13 protein-coding genes and 5 tRNA genes are annotated in these 15,629 nt (G+C 60.9%); 16 read left to right on the forward strand and 2 right to left on the reverse strand.

The features are described 5' to 3' along the window. Positions 1-67: 67 nt before the first annotated feature. The 10 genes from ACLD1X_RS06670 (at position 68) to ACLD1X_RS06715 (ending at position 4,491) form a co-directional block, all read left to right on the forward strand. Positions 68-143 (forward strand) — tRNA-Glu (locus ACLD1X_RS06670). A 53-nt stretch (positions 144-196) separates the two neighbouring features. Further along, positions 197-272: transfer RNA gene (locus ACLD1X_RS06675), tRNA-Ala, on the forward strand. 80 nt (positions 273-352) lie between these two features. Beyond that, positions 353-428, forward strand: a tRNA-Glu gene (locus tag ACLD1X_RS06680). A 53-nt stretch (positions 429-481) separates the two neighbouring features. Beyond that, a tRNA-Ala gene (locus ACLD1X_RS06685) sits at positions 482-557 on the forward strand. An 80-nt stretch (positions 558-637) separates the two neighbouring features. After that, positions 638-713 (forward strand) — tRNA-Glu (locus ACLD1X_RS06690). 184 nt (positions 714-897) lie between these two features. Beyond that, the gene (locus ACLD1X_RS06695; RefSeq protein WP_429366655.1) at positions 898-1,437 is read left to right on the forward strand and encodes a TetR/AcrR family transcriptional regulator; all 540 of its coding nucleotides are present in this window, start codon (positions 898-900) and stop codon (positions 1,435-1,437) included. Between the two features lie 29 nt (positions 1,438-1,466). Continuing rightward, positions 1,467-2,300, forward strand: a complete 834-nt coding sequence (locus ACLD1X_RS06700; protein WP_429366656.1) for an alpha/beta fold hydrolase — start codon at positions 1,467-1,469, stop codon at positions 2,298-2,300. 49 nt (positions 2,301-2,349) lie between these two features. Beyond that, on the forward strand, positions 2,350-2,784 hold the full coding sequence (locus tag ACLD1X_RS06705; protein WP_008022133.1) for an acyl-CoA thioesterase: 435 nt from the start codon (positions 2,350-2,352) through the stop codon (positions 2,782-2,784). A 169-nt stretch (positions 2,785-2,953) separates the two neighbouring features. Further along, positions 2,954-3,913 (forward strand): tRNA dihydrouridine synthase, encoded by a 960-nt coding sequence (locus tag ACLD1X_RS06710; RefSeq protein ID WP_429366657.1) that lies wholly within the window; start codon positions 2,954-2,956, stop codon positions 3,911-3,913. Between the two features lie 131 nt (positions 3,914-4,044). After that, the gene (locus ACLD1X_RS06715) at positions 4,045-4,491 is read left to right on the forward strand and encodes an Hsp20 family protein (RefSeq protein ID WP_102701161.1); all 447 of its coding nucleotides are present in this window, start codon (positions 4,045-4,047) and stop codon (positions 4,489-4,491) included. 54 nt (positions 4,492-4,545) lie between these two features. Here the strand turns inward: ACLD1X_RS06715 and ACLD1X_RS06720 are convergent, their stop codons facing one another. After that, positions 4,546-7,824, reverse strand: coding sequence for a PAS domain S-box protein (locus ACLD1X_RS06720; protein ID WP_429366658.1), 3,279 nt, complete (start codon positions 7,822-7,824; stop codon positions 4,546-4,548). Positions 7,825-7,891: 67 nt separating this feature from the next. Further along, positions 7,892-8,782 (reverse strand): LysR family transcriptional regulator, encoded by an 891-nt coding sequence (locus tag ACLD1X_RS06725; protein WP_429366659.1) that lies wholly within the window; start codon positions 8,780-8,782, stop codon positions 7,892-7,894. Positions 8,783-8,930: 148 nt separating this feature from the next. On the opposite strand from ACLD1X_RS06725, the gene leuC reads away from it, so the two are divergent. From leuC to ACLD1X_RS06755, 6 genes are all read left to right on the forward strand, one after another. Continuing rightward, positions 8,931-10,361: a 3-isopropylmalate dehydratase large subunit gene (leuC, locus tag ACLD1X_RS06730; protein ID WP_429366660.1), complete on the forward strand. Its 1,431-nt coding sequence runs from the start codon at positions 8,931-8,933 to the stop codon at positions 10,359-10,361. 2 nt (positions 10,362-10,363) lie between these two features. Further along, a complete protein-coding gene (gene leuD, locus ACLD1X_RS06735; protein WP_429366661.1) occupies positions 10,364-11,008 on the forward strand; it encodes a 3-isopropylmalate dehydratase small subunit in 645 nt (214 codons plus the stop codon). Between the two features lie 148 nt (positions 11,009-11,156). Next, positions 11,157-11,924 (forward strand): class I SAM-dependent methyltransferase, encoded by a 768-nt coding sequence (locus tag ACLD1X_RS06740; RefSeq protein WP_429366662.1) that lies wholly within the window; start codon positions 11,157-11,159, stop codon positions 11,922-11,924. Positions 11,925-11,988: 64 nt separating this feature from the next. After that, positions 11,989-13,071: a 3-isopropylmalate dehydrogenase gene (leuB, locus tag ACLD1X_RS06745; RefSeq protein ID WP_429366663.1), complete on the forward strand. Its 1,083-nt coding sequence runs from the start codon at positions 11,989-11,991 to the stop codon at positions 13,069-13,071. 66 nt (positions 13,072-13,137) lie between these two features. Beyond that, entirely contained in the window at positions 13,138-14,250 is a 1,113-nt protein-coding gene (gene asd, locus ACLD1X_RS06750) for an aspartate-semialdehyde dehydrogenase (protein WP_007975660.1), read from the forward strand. Between the two features lie 247 nt (positions 14,251-14,497). Next, the gene (locus ACLD1X_RS06755; protein WP_429366664.1) at positions 14,498-15,508 is read left to right on the forward strand and encodes an aspartate-semialdehyde dehydrogenase; all 1,011 of its coding nucleotides are present in this window, start codon (positions 14,498-14,500) and stop codon (positions 15,506-15,508) included. Positions 15,509-15,629 lie beyond the last annotated feature (121 nt).

A 15,629-nucleotide genomic window follows, 5' to 3' on the forward strand; every position in this document is an offset into this window, starting at 1 on the left:
AAGCCTGGCCACACCGGCTTCGAAGCGATCAACACTCAGCGTTGATCAGTTGTATAGAAGGGTTTGCGTCCCCTTCGTCTAGTGGCCTAGGACACCGCCCTTTCACGGCGGTAACAGGGGTTCGAGTCCCCTAGGGGACGCCAGTTTTACAGAAGCGATGTTGCAAGATGTCGCTCCGCCGCGAGGCGAAAAATCCGGGGCTATAGCTCAGCTGGGAGAGCGCCTGCATGGCATGCAGGAGGGCAGCGGTTCGATCCCGCTTAGCTCCACCAATTTTCCAGTTCAAGGTCTGGCCACACCGGCCTTGAAGCGATCAGCACTCAGCACTGATCAGTTGTATAGAAGGGTGTGTGTCCCCTTCGTCTAGTGGCCTAGGACACCGCCCTTTCACGGCGGTAACAGGGGTTCGAGTCCCCTAGGGGACGCCAGTTTTACAGAAGCGATGTTGCAAGATGTCGCTCCGCCGCGAGGCGAAAAATCCGGGGCTATAGCTCAGCTGGGAGAGCGCCTGCATGGCATGCAGGAGGTCAGCGGTTCGATCCCGCTTAGCTCCACCAATTTTACAGTTCAAGGTCTGGCCACACCGGCCTTGAATCGATCAGCACTCAGCACTGATCAGTTGTATAGAAGGGTTTGTGTCCCCTTCGTCTAGTGGCCTAGGACACCGCCCTTTCACGGCGGTAACAGGGGTTCGAGTCCCCTAGGGGACGCCACGATTACCCGCTCTGCGGGATTTTATAAGGGTCATTCAATTATTGAATGGCCCTTTTGTTTGTCTGGCGTTTGGCCAAATCCCCCATTTCTTTCCAGACTGTTCTTCAGACCAGCGGTCACATCCATGACTTGCGTAAAATTATTATGAGAATAATATTCTAGTCGTAATATTCGGAGGCAACGATGAACGATAAAAAAGCTCAAACCCGCGAACGCATCCTCAAGGCTGCCAGCGCAGCGCTGATTCAGCGCGGCCCGGCCGAGCCGAGTGTGGGCGAAGTGATGGGGGCGGCGGGCCTGACGGTCGGCGGCTTCTACGCACACTTCGAAAGCAAGGACGCGATGATGCTCGAGGCGTTCAAGCAATTGCTCGGTCACCGTCGCGACCTGATTGCCGACATGGATGCGCAGTTGACCGGCGAAGAGCGCCGCGCTCTGGTGGCAGCGTTTTATCTGTCGCGCAAGCATCGTGATTCCTCCGAATCGGCCTGCCCGATCCCGGCATCGGTCGGCGAACTGGGGCGGCTGCCGGAAGCCTTTCGTGTCGCGCTGAATGAGCATGTGGAAATGATGGTCGCGCAGTTGGCGGCCAGTCCTGAAGAAACCGAAAAAGCCCTGGCCGATATGGCCTTGATGGTGGGTGGGCTGGCTCTGGCGCGGGCGCTGGGGCCGGGAGAGCTGTCCGATCGATTGCTGCGCGCCGCCAAATCGGCAGTGCGCTGACCTGAAGGCTGCGGCCTGAGGAGAATGCGATGAGCGCGTTAAAGTGGGTTCGTGGCGTTAATGGCACCTTGGGCTGGTTTGCCCCGAAACTGGTCGCTAGCAAGATGCGACTGGCCTTCATGACTCCGCGGAATCTGCCGCCCCGTGACTGGGAGCTGCCGCTGTTGGCGAGATCCGAGCGCATCACCCTGCGGTTTGGCCTTTCGGCCCTGCGTTGGGGGCAAGGCCCGGCAGTGATGCTGATGCACGGCTGGGAAGGCCGGCCGACACAATTTGCCAGTTTGATCACCGCGCTGGTCGATGCCGGTTACTCGGTCGTCGCACTGGATGGTCCGGCCCACGGTCGCTCACCTGGCAACGAGGCCAATGTGGTGCTGTTCGCCCGCGCCATGCTTGAAGCGGCTGCCGAACTGCCACCCTTGCAAGCGGTCATCGGCCACTCCATGGGCGGCGCCAGCGCCATGCTCGCCGTGCAGTTGGGCCTGCGCACTGAAACCCTGGTGAGTATTGCCGCCCCGGCGCGGATCCTTGGCGTGTTGCGTGGATTTGCCCGCTATGTCGGGCTGCCACCAAAAGCCCGCTCGGCGTTCATTCGTCAGGTGGAGAGCGATGTCGGCATGCGCGCGGCCATGCTCGATGTTGCGCACTACCAACTCGACATGCCCGGCCTGATCGTTCACGCCGAAGATGACACTTTTGTCCCGGTCAGCGAGTCGGAGTTGATCCACGAAGCCTGGTTCGACAGCCGCTTGTTGCGCTTGACGGACGGTGGTCATCAGCGTGTATTGGCCGACCCGCGGGTGATTGATGGCGTGTTATCACTGCTGGCCGGTCGCAGTCTGCAATCGCGCCAATCCGCTTGAGCATCCGTTACACTGCCCCGGTCGAATCAATCTGACCGGGGAGTGGGGCATGGGCTGGGATCGGGAAACGCCATTTATCATTGATCTGCAAGTGGGCGCCGAGGACATTGACGGGTTGGGGCACGCGAACAACGCGGTCTATGTGACCTGGCTCGAGCGCTGTGCCTGGCGCCACTCCCAGCGCCTTGGCCTGGATCTGGTCGAGTACCGGCGGCTGGACCGGGCGATGGCGGTGGTGCGCCACGAGATCGATTACCTGGCGGCAGCCTATGATGGCGATGAGCTGCAATTGGCGACCTGGATCGTTGATTGGGACCAGCGCCTGAAAATGACCCGGCACTTCCAGTTGAAGCGCCCCAGCGACAATTCGACGTTGTTGCGGGCGCAGACCACGTTCGTTTGCATCGAACTGTCCACGGGCAAGCCCAAGCGCATGCCGGCGGAGTTCATCGAGGGCTATGGCCCGGCGTTGCTATCGCTCTAACCAATGTAGGAGCGAGCTCGCTCGCGAAAAACCCGAGATCGCCGCGGGGTGTCAGGCTGGTTGCGTTATCGTTGACGACTATCGCGAGCAAGCTCGCTCCTACAGGGGATCTGCGGTTTCTCGCGTAATCCAGTAAACTGCCGCACGTTTTTCCTCGAGTGTGTTTTTCATGCAAATTGCTTTGGCGCCCATGGAGGGGTTGGTCGACGACATCCTGCGCGATGTGCTGACCCGCGTGGGTGGTATTGACTGGTGCGTGACCGAGTTCATTCGGGTCAACGACCAGTTGCTGACGCCTGCCTATTTCCACAAGTTCGGCCCGGAACTGCTCAACGGTGCCCGGACGGCCTCCGGCGTGCCGCTGCGTGTGCAACTGCTCGGTTCCGATCCGGTGTGCCTGGCTGAAAATGCCGCGCTGGCGTGCGAACTGGGTTCCGAAGTGATCGACCTGAACTTCGGCTGTCCGGCCAAGACCGTCAACAAATCCCGTGGTGGCGCGGTACTGCTCAAGGAGCCCGAGCTGCTCAACCAGATCGTCGAACACGTTCGTCGTGCCGTCCCTGCGCACATTCCGGTCACCGCCAAGATGCGCCTGGGCTTCGACAGCCCGGACGGTTCGCTGGTATGCGCCACGGCCCTGGCCGAAGGCGGTGCGGAACATATCGTGGTGCACGCGCGGACCAAGGTGGACGGCTACAAGCCGCCGGCTCACTGGGAGTGGATTCCGCGCGTACAGGACGTGGTCAAGGTGCCGGTGTTCGCCAATGGTGATATCTGGAGCGTCGAAGACTGGCGTCGCTGCCGCGAGATCAGCGGCGTGGAAGACATCATGCTCGGTCGCGGCCTGGTGTCGCGTCCGGATCTGGCCCGGCAGATCGCCGCGGCGCGGGCTGGTGAAGAGGTGGTCGAGATGACGTGGATCGAGTTGCTGCCGCTGATCCAGGACTTCTGGCTGCAAGCCAAGGCACAGATGACACCACGTCAATCGCCGGGGCGCCTGAAGCAATGGCTGGCGATGCTGACCCGCAATTATCCCGAAGCGGTGGAGCTCTTCACCGTCCTGCGTCGTGAGACCGAACTGGATAACGTCTCGCGCTTGTTGGGGCTGCCGGTGGCTGAGGCCGCCTGAAACTTTTTTAGAAAAAAGCAGAAAACACTCTCTTGAAATGCAATCGGCGGTCCCTATCTAAGGGTTACGCGATGCCGAATTCGGGTCGCGGAGACAAAAACCTTGCTGATTGTTTTCAGGAGATTTGAAACATGAGTACTGCATTTTCCCTCGCACCACTGTTCCGTTCCTCGGTAGGTTTCGACCGTTTCAACGACCTGTTCGAAACCGCCCTGCGCAATGAGCCAGGCAGCACCTATCCCCCTTACAACGTGGAAAAGCACGGTGACGATCAATATCGCATCGTCGTAGCCGCCGCCGGTTTCCAGGAAGATGACCTGGAGCTGCAAGTCGAGAAGGGTGTGCTGACCATCAGTGGTGGCAAACGTGACGCCAACGAAGGCGTGACCTTCCTGCACCAGGGCATTGCCCAGCGTGCGTTCAAGCTGTCCTTCCGTCTGGCGGACCACATCGAGATCAAGGCTGCCGGCCTGAGCAACGGTCTGTTGAGCATCGACCTGCTGCGGGTGATTCCGGAAGAGGCGAAAGCCAAGCGCATCCCGATCAACGGGGTGCAGAAACCGGCTCTGCAACACTGAGTCAAAGCAAGAAAAAGGGCGCCATTGGCGCCCTTTTTTGTGACCGTTGTCCCGTCACTTCAGGAGTTTTTGAAACTCCTCCACCGGCAACGGCTGGCTGTGCAGATATCCCTGATAGAAGTGGCAATCCAATCCCTGCAAGAACTCCAGTTGCTCGGCTGTTTCGACCCCTTCGGCAATTACCTTCAAGTCCAGGCTGTGGGCCATGGCGACGATGGCGCGGATGATCTCGGCGTCGTTCGGGTCGCTGGTGGCGTCGCGGATGAACGACTGGTCGATTTTCAGGGTGTCGACCGGCAAGCGCTTGAGGTAGGTCAGCGAGGAATAGCCGGTGCCGAAGTCGTCCATGGCGAAGCTCACGCCAAGTTTTTTCAGGCGGCGCATTTTGTTGATGGTGTCTTCCAGGTTCTGGATCACGATGCCTTCGGTGATTTCCAGCTTCAGCAATGTGCAGGGTAGCCCGTAGGTGGCGAGGCTGTTTTCAACGCGTTCGACGAAATCGTTCTGGCGGAACTGGCGCGGGCTGATGTTCACGCACAGGCTGAATTTGTAAGGATCCACCAGGCCGCCGTCGATTAATTGTTTGAATGCCTGGCAGGCTTCGTCGAGGATCCAGGTGCCGACTTCCAGGATCAGTCCGCTGTCTTCCAGCACCTTGATGAACTCGGTGGGCGACTGTGCGCCGAGTTCCGGGTGGTTCCAGCGCACCAGTGCCTCGGCGCCGACGATACGGTCGCCCCGGGCGTCGACCTGGGGTTGGTAATGCACGCGAAATTCGCCCCGGGAAAGGGCCAGGCGCAAGTCGGTTTCCATGCGCAGGCGCTCGCTCGCGGCCTTCTGCATGGTGTTGTGGTACATCTGCGCGGTGTTGCGCCCCGAGTCCTTGGCGCGATAGAGCGCGATGTCGGCGCGCTTGAGCAGGTCGGTCGGGGTCGAACCGTGATCAGGGATCAGCGCGATGCCGATGCTGGGTGTCACTTGCAGGCGCTGGCCGTCGAGGAACATCGGCTCTGACAGCAGTTCGCGGATGGTGTCGGCCAGTTCGCGAACCTGATCGCTGACCTCGCTGCGCGAACCTTCGAGACCGCTGAGCAGCACCACGAACTCGTCACCGCCCAGGCGCGCAACGGTGTCCTCCATGCGTACGCTGGCTTCCAGGCGCGCGGTGATGATCTTCAGCACGGTATCGCCCACCGGGTGCCCGAGGGAGTCGTTGATGTGCTTGAAGTGGTCGAGGTCGAGGAACATCAGCGCGCCGCGCAGATTATGACGCTTGAGCAGGGCGATCTGCTGGCTCAGGCGGTCCATCAGCAAGGCGCGGTTGGGCAGGTTGGTCAGTGGATCGTGGTAGGCCAGGTGGCGGATCTGCGCTTCGGCGTTTTTCAGCAGGCTCACGTCTCGCGCAGTCAACAGCAGGCAGGCGGTTTCGTTGAGGGTGATCGGCTCCACTGAAACTTCGACGGTAAGCAATTCGCCGCGCTTGTTGCGCCCGAGCATTTCCTGATGATGAACCCGACCCTTGATCTGCAATTCCGCCAGCAGTGCCGAGCGTTGCTTTTCTTCGGCCCAGATCCCGACCTGGTACACCGTGCGGCCCACCACTTCCTCGGCGCGGTAACCGGTCAGGCGGCAGAAACCGTCATTGACCTCCAGATAGCGTCCGGTGTCGCGCTCGGTGATGGTGATGGCATCGGGGCTGGAGTGGAAGGCCTTGGCGAATTTCTCTTCACTGGCCTTGAGCGCCGCTTCCGAGCGCTGTTGCTGGGTGATATCGCGCAGCGTGGTGACGATGCAGGGCTGGTCGCCGACGCTGATCTGGCGGCTGGAAATCACGCAAGTCAGGGCCTGTCCATCCTTGTGCTGGACCAGAATGGCAACGTTGTTCAGGCCCTGTTCGCGGATGACCTGTTCGATCCGTCGCAGGCTTTTCGCCGATGCGTCCCACAGGCCGATTTCGTCGGCGCTTCGGCCAATCACATCGGCGGTGCTCCAGCCGAAGGTCTGGGTGAAGCTGGAGTTGATTTCAATGAACTGGCCGGAATCCTGGTGGGTGACGCAGATCGGGTCGGGACTGACCTGGAACAGCGTGGCGAATTTCTCTTCGGAGGCCACCAGCCGTTGTTCACGTTCCACCTGGTCGGTGATGTCGAGCAATGTGCCGGCCATGCGCACCGGCACGCCGTTTTCATCGCGGTAGAGGCGGGCGCGGCTTTCCAGGTAGCGCGAGCTGCCGTCGGGCAATTGCACGCGGTAGGTCAGTTGATAGTTGCCGGCCGGGCCTTCACGCAGGCTGCGGTAGGCATCGCGCATGGTGTCGCGTTCTTCGCCGGGCACACCTTCGAAGAACTCGTCGAAGGATTCGTGAAAGGGTTTGGCGTCCAGGCCGTGCAGTTGGGCGGCCCGTGCCGATCCGTACAGCATGCCGCTGGGAATGTGCCAGTCCCAGGTGCCGAGTTGCGCTGAGTCCAGGGCCAGGTCGAGGCGTTCCTGGCTGTCCTTGAGGGCCTGTTCGGCGACTTTGCGTTCGGTGGTGTCAAGGAATGTGCTCAGCAGATAGGGCTGGCCTTCGAGCTCGACTTTTTGCGCACTGAGGATGCCGTCATGGATCTGGCCATTGCTGGCGCGAAACTGCACTTCCATGCTGACCAGTTCACCTTTGGCTTTGGTGGCCTTGACCAGTTCGTCCCGTTGCTCGGGATGCACCCACAGCCCCAGTTCCACGGTGGTGCGGCCGATCGCGTTTTGCACCGGCCAGCCGAACAGGCTTTCGAAATACTGGTTGGCCTCGGTGATCAGGCCGTCTTCCTGGCGGGTCAGCAGGACCATGTTCGGGCACAGGTGAAACAGGGTGGCGAAGCGTTTTTCCGAGCTGCTCAGCGCCTGTTCGCGCTGGCGCTGGTGAGTGATTTCGCGGATCACGCCGATCATTCGCGGCCTGCCGAGCTTGTCCGGCAACAGGCTGCCGCTGATTTCCAGCCAGTGCAGGCTGCCATCGGGCCAGCGAATGCGGTGGTGCATGGCCTGCTCCAGCGGCGCGCCGGCGATGACCGCATGGAAGGCGCGGACGGTTTTGGCGCGATCTTCCGGCGGCAACAGGTCGAGGTATTCCAGATCATGTGGCAGCGGCTGCCGGGGATCGAAGCCGAACAGCGCCTGCGTGCCTCGGGACCAGCTGATCTGCCCGCGCTCGATGTCCCAATACCAGGCGCCCAGGCGCGCGCCGTTGAGCGCGGCCAGTAGTTGCGAAGCGCTTTCCCAACTCTGTTCGGAGCTTTTCGGGTCAAGCGCCTGAATACGCGGCATCGGCGGAATACGGTCAACAGATTTCGGCATTGGTAAGCCTTGGGCTGAGTTTGGGCGTTTGTTGCAGGTCTTCGCGGCTCTATAGGAGTAGCACAAGTTAGCCTTGAGTCCCTGGCAGTTCGAGTTGAGCGTCCAGCAGGGCCATGAAGGCCCGCGCAGCATTCGACAGCGTCCTTTCCGTGTGCAGGATATAGCCTAGCTGGCGAGTGAGCTGTATGCCCGGCAAAGGGATGCGCGCCACCTGCTCATCGAGCATGGTGCGCGGCAGGACACTCCAGGCAAGGCCGATCGAGACCATCATCTTGATGGTTTCCAGGTAGTTGGTGCTCATGGCGATGTTTGGCGTCAGGCCCTGGGCTTCAAACAAGCGTTGCACGATGTGGTGGGTGAACGTATTGCCGCCGGGGAATACCGCCGGGTGTCGGGCGATGTCCGCCAGGCTGACCTTGCCGTTGTTGAGCAGTGAATGCTCCGGGGCGACCACGAAATCCAGCGGGTCGTCCCATACCGGCGTGGCCTTGACCAGTGCGTGCGGCTCCGGCGCCAGGGTGATGACCGCCAGTTCGGCGCGGCCATGGAGGATTTCCTCATAGGCCACTTCCGAATCGAGAAACTGGATATCCAGCGCGACGTCCGGGTAGCGGCGGGTGAACTCTCTTAATAAAGGCGGCAGACGGTGCAGGCCGATGTGGTGACTGGTGGCCAGGGTCAGACGACCGGTCACCTCTCCCGTGAGGTTGGTCAGGGCTCGGCGCGTATCATCGAGTACGTTCAGAATCTGATAGGCCCGCGGCAGCAGGGCACGCCCGGCCTCGGTCAGGCCCACTTCACGACCCAGGCGGTCGAACAACCGCACCTTCAATTGCTGTTCCAGACCGGCGATGCGCTTGCTGATGGCGGGTTGGGTCAGGTGCAGCCGTTCGCCGGCGCCGGAGAAACTTCCGGTCTCGGCGATGGCAATAAAGGCATTGAGGTTGGCCAGGTCCATAGTCGCATTCCAGCTGGTTATCCAAAGCATAAAAAATATGAATTTGAGTTATTTAATGTAACCCCCTAGGATCGACCTCACAAGCCAAAGGGTTATTGAAATCGTCAAAGCCCGGGGCATAGAAACAAGCTGATGAGGAAACCGTCTGATGGCCGGCAAAACGCTCTACGACAAGCTCTGGGATTCGCATTTGGTCAAGCAGCGCGACGATGGCTCTGCGCTGATCTACATCGATCGTCACATCATCCACGAAGTGACCTCGCCGCAAGCCTTTGAAGGCCTGCGTCTGGCCGGGCGCAAGCCATGGCGCATCGATGCCAACATCGCGACCCCGGACCACAACGTACCGACCACGCCGGAGCGCAAGGGCGGCATCGACGCCATCGTCGACCAGGTCTCGCGTTTGCAAGTCCAGACCCTCGACGACAACTGCGATGAATACGGCATCGTCGAATTCAAGATGAATGACATTCGCCAGGGCATCGTCCACGTCATCGGCCCTGAGCAGGGTGCAACCTTGCCGGGCATGACCGTGGTCTGCGGCGACTCCCATACCTCGACCCACGGCGCATTCGGCGCATTGGCTCACGGTATTGGCACCTCCGAGGTCGAGCACGTGCTCGCCACCCAGTGCCTGGTCGCCAAGAAAATGAAGAACATGCTGGTGCGCGTCGAAGGCCAATTGCCGTTCGGCGTCACCGCCAAGGACATCGTGCTGGCCGTGATCGGCAAGATCGGTACCGCTGGCGGTAACGGCCACGCCATCGAGTTCGCCGGTAGCGCGATTCGTGACCTGTCCGTCGAAGGCCGCATGACCATCTGCAACATGTCCATCGAAGCCGGCGCTCGCGTTGGGCTGGTGGCCGCCGACGAAAAAACCGTGGCTTACGTCAAGGGCCGTCCATTTGCTCCGAAGGGCGCGGAATGGGATTTGGCCGTCGAAGCCTGGAAAGACCTGGTCTCCGATGCTGATGCCAAGTTCGACACCGTTGTCGAGCTCGATGCTGCGCAAATCAAGCCGCAAGTCAGCTGGGGCACTTCGCCGGAAATGGTTTTGGCGGTCGATCAGAACGTGCCGGATCCTGCGAAGGAAATGGACCTGGTCAAGCGCGACTCCATCGTGCGTGCCTTGAAATACATGGGTTTGACCGCCAACCAGGCGATCACCGACATTCAGCTCGACCGCGTGTTCATCGGTTCCTGCACCAACTCGCGGATCGAAGACCTGCGTGCGGCGGCCGCGATCGCCAAGGGCCGCAAAGTGGCCTCGACCATCAAGCAGGCCATCGTGGTGCCGGGCTCGGGCCTGGTGAAGGCGCAGGCCGAATCGGAAGGCCTGGACAAGATTTTCCTCGAAGCCGGCTTCGAATGGCGTGAGCCGGGTTGCTCGATGTGCCTGGCAATGAACCCGGACCGTTTGGAAAGTGGCGAGCATTGCGCCTCGACCTCCAACCGCAACTTCGAAGGCCGTCAGGGCGCCGGTGGTCGTACCCACCTCGTCAGCCCGGCCATGGCCGCGGCCGCCGCTGTGAACGGTCGTTTCGTCGACGTCCGTGAAATGATTCAGGGAGCGCAGTAAGCATGAGAGCATTTACCCAACATACTGGTCTTGTCGCACCTTTGGATCGTGCCAACGTCGATACCGACCAGATCATTCCGAAGCAGTTCCTGAAGTCGATCAAGCGCACGGGTTTCGGCCCGAACCTGTTCGATGAGTGGCGTTACCTGGATGTCGGGCAGCCGTATCAGGACAACTCCAAGCGCCCGCTGAACAAGGACTTCGTCCTCAACGCCGAGCGTTACCAGGGCGCCAGCGTATTGCTGGCCCGCGAGAACTTCGGTTGCGGCTCCAGCCGCGAGCACGCGCCGTGGGCGCTCGAAGAGTACGGTTTCCGCAGCATCATCGCGCCGAGCTATGCCGACATCTTCTTCAACAACAGCTTCAAGAACGGCTTGCTGCCGATCATCCTGAGCGATGCCGAAGTCGACGAACTGTTCCAGCAGGTCGAGGCCAATCCGGGCTATCAGTTGCAGGTCGATCTGCAAGCCCAGACCGTGACCCGCCCTGACGGCAAGGTGTTGAGCTTCGAAATCGACGCGTTCCGCAAGCATTGCCTGCTCAACGGCCTGGACGATATCGGCCTGACCTTGCAGGACGGCGATGCGATTGCGGCGTTTGAAGCCAGGCACCGGGCGAGCCAGCCTTGGCTGTTTCGCGACGCTTGACTGATCCGGCATTGATGCAGGCAGGACCGGCCTCTTCGCGAGCAAGCCCGCTCCCACTTTGGAATGCATTTCAAATGTGGGAGCGGGCTTGCTCGCGAAGACGGCAACCCAGACACCACAAGGCTAAGCCCTGAAAAAGGAAGTCCCCATGACCAGTACCGCCCAGCACAGCCAGGTAGTCCAGAAACAATTCGGTGAGCAGGCTTCGGCCTACCTGAGCAGCGCCGTTCACGCTCAAGGCACCGAATTCGCGCTGCTACAAGCCGAACTGGCCGGGCAGGGCGAGGCGCGGGTGCTGGACCTGGGCTGCGGCGCCGGTCACGTGAGTTTTCATGTGGCGCCGCTGGTCAGGGAAGTGGTGGCCTACGACCTGTCGCAGCAGATGCTCGACGTGGTCGCCGCTGCGGCGGTTGATCGTGGCTTGAGCAACGTGACCACGGTCAACGGTGCCGCCGAGCGCCTGCCGTTCGCCGATGGCGAGTTCGATTTCGTCTTCAGCCGCTATTCGGCGCACCATTGGAGCGATCTCGGCGTGGCCCTGCGGGAAGTGCGCCGGGTGTTGAAGCCGGGTGGAGTGGCGGCGTTCGTCGATGTGTTGTCACCGGGTAGCCCGCTGTTCGACACTTACCTGCAAAGCGTCGAAGTGCTGCGCGACACCAGCCACGTGCGCGATTATTCCGCCAGCGAGTGGTTGCGCCAGGTCAGCGAGGCGGGGCTGCACACGCGCAGTACCACCCGTCAGCGCTTGCGCCTGGAGTACAACAGCTGGGTCGAGCGCATGCGCACACCTGAAGTGATGCGCGCGGCGATCCGGGCGCTGCAGCAGTCGATGGGCAGTGAAGTGCGCGAATATTTCGAGATTGAGGCCGATGGTTCGTTCAGTACCGATGTGCTGGTACTGATGGCTGAACGATAAGTTCTGAACGATAGAATTTTTCCGGGCGCGCCCAAGGCGCACCGACTGATGACATGAGGAAAGCATGAGCAAGCAGATTCTGATTCTCCCAGGTGACGGTATTGGCCCGGAAATCATGGCCGAGGCGGTCAAGGTTCTGGAATTGGCCAGCGACAAGTTCGCCCTGGGCCTGGAGCTGAGCCACGACGTGATCGGTGGCGCGGCCATCGACAAGCACGGCGTGCCACTGGCCGACGAGACCCTGGAACGTGCCCGCGCAGCTGACGCGGTACTGTTGGGCGCCGTTGGCGGCCCGAAATGGGACACTATCGAGCGTGACATCCGCCCTGAGCGCGGCCTGTTGAAAATCCGTGCGCAACTGGGCCTGTTCGGCAACCTGCGTCCGGCGATCCTGTACCCGCAACTGGCCGAGGCTTCCAGCCTGAAGCCGGAAATCGTTGCCGGGCTGGACATCCTGATCGTTCGCGAACTGACCGGCGGCATCTACTTCGGCGCGCCACGTGGTACCCGTACCCTGGAAAACGGCGAGCGTCAGTCCTACGACACCCTGCCGTACAGCGAAAGCGAAATCCGCCGTATCGCCCGTGTCGGTTTCGACATGGCCATGGTGCGTGGCAAGAAGCTGTGCTCGGTGGACAAGGCCAACGTACTGGCGTCCAGCCAGCTGTGGCGTGAAGTGGTCGAGCAGGTGGCCAAGGATTATCCTGAAGTCGAACTGAGCCACATGTACGTCGACAACGCCGCCATGCAACTGGTGCGTGCACCCAAGCAGTTCGACGTGATCGTCACCGACAACATGTTCGGCGACATCCTGTCCGACCAGGCCTCGATGCTCACCGGCTCCATCGGCATGCTGCCGTCGGCGTCCCTGGACACCAACAACAAAGGCATGTACGAGCCGTGCCACGGTTCGGCGCCGGACATCGCGGGCAAGGGCATTGCCAACCCGCTGGCGACCATTTTGTCGGTGTCGATGATGTTGCGTTACAGCTTCAACCAGCAGGCGGCGGCCGATGCCATCGAGAAAGCCGTCAGCCTGGTGCTGGATCAGGGCTTGCGTACGGGCGACATCTGGTCGGCCGGTTGCACTAAAGTCGGTACGCAGGAAATGGGTGACGCAGTAGTCGCCGCGCTGCGGAATCTGTAATCTCTCGGGCCCGCTGCCAAATTCAAGACAAGGCAGCGGCCCACATTTCAAGAAGGTGTAGTTGCGATGAAACGTGTAGGTCTGATCGGTTGGCGCGGTATGGTCGGTTCCGTGCTCATGCAGCGGATGCTGGAAGAGCAGGATTTCGATCTAATCGAGCCGGTGTTTTTCACCACTTCCAATGTCGGTGGCCAAGGCCCGTCCGTGGGCAAGGACATTGCTCCGCTCAAGGACGCTTACAGCATTGAAGAGCTGAAAACCCTCGACGTGATTCTGACCTGCCAGGGTGGCGACTACACCAGCGAAGTCTTCCCCAAGCTGCGCGAAGCCGGCTGGCAGGGCTACTGGATCGACGCTGCCTCCAGCCTGCGCATGCAGGATGACGCAGTGATCGTTCTGGACCCGGTCAACCGCAAGGTTATCGACCAGCAACTGGACGCGGGTACCAAGAACTACATCGGCGGCAACTGCACCGTCAGCCTGATGCTGATGGGCCTCGGTGGCCTGTTCGAAGCGGGCCTGGTGGAGTGGATGAGCGCCATGACCTATCAGGCGGCCTCCGGTGCCGGCGCGCAGAACATGCGTGAACTGATCAAGCAAATGGGCGCGACCCACGCCGCTGTTGCCGATCAACTGGCCGATCCTGCCAGCGCGATCCTCGACATCGACCGTCGTGTTGCTGAAGCCATGCGCAGCGATGCATACCCGACCGAAAACTTCGGCGTACCGCTGGCCGGCAGCCTGATCCCGTGGATCGACAAGGAACTGCCGAACGGCCAGAGCCGCGAAGAGTGGAAGGCCCAGGCCGAGACCAACAAGATCCTCGGTCGCTTCAAGAGCCCGATCCCGGTCGATGGCATCTGCGTGCGTATCGGCGCCATGCGCTGCCACAGCCAGGCGCTGACCATCAAGCTGAACAAAGACGTACCGATCGCTGATATCGAAGGGCTGATCAGCCAGCACAACCCTTGGGTCAAGCTGGTGCCGAACAGTCGCGAGACCAGCATTCAGGAGCTGAGCCCGAACAAGGTCACCGGCACCCTGAACATCCCGGTTGGCCGTCTGCGCAAGCTGAACATGGGCTCGCAGTTCGTCGGCGCATTTACCGTCGGCGACCAGCTGCTGTGGGGCGCGGCCGAACCGCTGCGTCGCATGCTGCGGATCCTGCTCGAGCGTTGATCGACTGAAGCAATGAAAGAACCCGCGCCTTGAGAGAGGCGCGGGTTTTTTTATGCCTGAGGTTTCTCGGGTGTCTGGTCTGGCCTCATCGCTGGCAAGCCAGCTCCCACAGGTTCAGCGCCGTCCTTGTGGGAGCGGGCTTGCCCGCGAAGGGGCCGGTACAGTCACAGCAAACATCCGGCAGAATTGCCTGCATCCCCACCACCCGGTAAAGTGCCGCTCCCCCCGTTTCGCCAGAGGTCAAACCATGAGCCAGTCCATTGATATTGCCGTGATCGGCGCCACCGGTACTGTCGGCGAAACGCTTGTGCAGATTCTTGAAGAGCGCGATTTCCCGATCGGTACTCTTCACCTGTTGGCCAGCAGCGAGTCGGCCGGCAGTTCCGTCATGTTTCGCGGCAAGAGCGTGCGGGTGCGGGAAGTCGATGAGTTCGATTTCAGCAAGGTGCAGTTGGCATTCTTTGCGGCCGGCCCGGCGGTTTCGTTGAGTTTTGCTTCCCGTGCGACCGATGCCGGTTGCTCGGTGATCGATCTCTCCGGCGCCTTGCCGGCGGAAAAGGCGCCGCAGGTGGTGCCCGAGGCCAACGCTCAGGTGTTGTCCGGCTTGAAAAAGCCGTTCCAGGTCAGCAGTCCAAGTCCGTCGGCCACCACACTGGCGGTAGTGCTCGCGCCGCTGATGGCGCTGCTCGATTTGCAGCGCATCAGCCTGACCGCCAGCCTGGCGGTGTCGGCCCAGGGGCGCGAAGCCGTGACCGAGCTCGCCCGGCAAACCGCCGAACTGCTGAATGTGCGGCCGCTGGAGCCGAAATTCTTTGATCGGCAAATGGCCTTCAACCTGTTGGCCCAAGTCGGTAAACCGGATGAGCAAGGTCATACGTTGCTGGAAAAACGCCTGGTGCGTGAGCTGCGCCAGGTCATGGCGTTGCCTTCATTGAGGATTTCCGTCACTTGCATTCAAGCCCCGGTGTTTTTTGGCGATAGCTATAGCGTGACCCTGCAGTGCGCGAGTGAAATCGATCTGGCGAAGGTCAATGCGGCCCTTGAGGACGCACCCGGAATCGAGCTGGTGGAAGCCGGCGATTACCCGACCCCGGTGGGCGATGCGGTAGGCCAGGATGTGGTTTATGTGGGCCGGGTTCGCCAGGGTATCGACGACCTGTCGGAACTTAATTTGTGGCTGACGTCAGATAACGTACGCAAAGGCGCCGCGCTCAACGCTGTGCAGCTGGCTGAGTTGTTGATAAAAGACCTGCTGTAAAAGATACTTTGCAACAATTTGTCGAATGATTCCGGGCGAGCCTATGCTTGGCGGAATGCTGAAGGCGAGCCACTCTGCAGGGCTTTCCGGGGCATCAATGAAATGATCGCGCGCGACGACC

Source organism: Pseudomonas sp. 18173 (assembly GCF_050432945.1).
Taxonomy (GTDB): domain Bacteria; phylum Pseudomonadota; class Gammaproteobacteria; order Pseudomonadales; family Pseudomonadaceae; genus Aquipseudomonas.

Excerpts from the sequence above, each read along its gene's own strand:
- ACLD1X_RS06715 (WP_102701161.1), top strand. The coding sequence starts at position 4,045 with ATGAGTACTGCATTTTCCCTCGCACCACTGTTCCGTTCCTCGGTAGGT.
- ACLD1X_RS06695 (WP_429366655.1), top strand. The coding sequence starts at position 898 with ATGAACGATAAAAAAGCTCAAACCCGCGAACGCATCCTCAAGGCTGCC.
- leuC (WP_429366660.1), top strand. The coding sequence starts at position 8,931 with ATGGCCGGCAAAACGCTCTACGACAAGCTCTGGGATTCGCATTTGGTC.
- leuD (WP_429366661.1), top strand. The coding sequence starts at position 10,364 with ATGAGAGCATTTACCCAACATACTGGTCTTGTCGCACCTTTGGATCGT.
- ACLD1X_RS06755 (WP_429366664.1), top strand. The coding sequence starts at position 14,498 with ATGAGCCAGTCCATTGATATTGCCGTGATCGGCGCCACCGGTACTGTC.
- ACLD1X_RS06725 (WP_429366659.1), bottom strand. The coding sequence starts at position 8,782 with ATGGACCTGGCCAACCTCAATGCCTTTATTGCCATCGCCGAGACCGGA.
- asd (WP_007975660.1), top strand. The coding sequence starts at position 13,138 with ATGAAACGTGTAGGTCTGATCGGTTGGCGCGGTATGGTCGGTTCCGTG.
- ACLD1X_RS06720 (WP_429366658.1), bottom strand. The coding sequence starts at position 7,824 with ATGCCGAAATCTGTTGACCGTATTCCGCCGATGCCGCGTATTCAGGCG.
- ACLD1X_RS06700 (WP_429366656.1), top strand. The coding sequence starts at position 1,467 with ATGAGCGCGTTAAAGTGGGTTCGTGGCGTTAATGGCACCTTGGGCTGG.
- leuB (WP_429366663.1), top strand. The coding sequence starts at position 11,989 with ATGAGCAAGCAGATTCTGATTCTCCCAGGTGACGGTATTGGCCCGGAA.
- ACLD1X_RS06710 (WP_429366657.1), top strand. The coding sequence starts at position 2,954 with ATGCAAATTGCTTTGGCGCCCATGGAGGGGTTGGTCGACGACATCCTG.
- ACLD1X_RS06705 (WP_008022133.1), top strand. The coding sequence starts at position 2,350 with ATGGGCTGGGATCGGGAAACGCCATTTATCATTGATCTGCAAGTGGGC.
- ACLD1X_RS06740 (WP_429366662.1), top strand. The coding sequence starts at position 11,157 with ATGACCAGTACCGCCCAGCACAGCCAGGTAGTCCAGAAACAATTCGGT.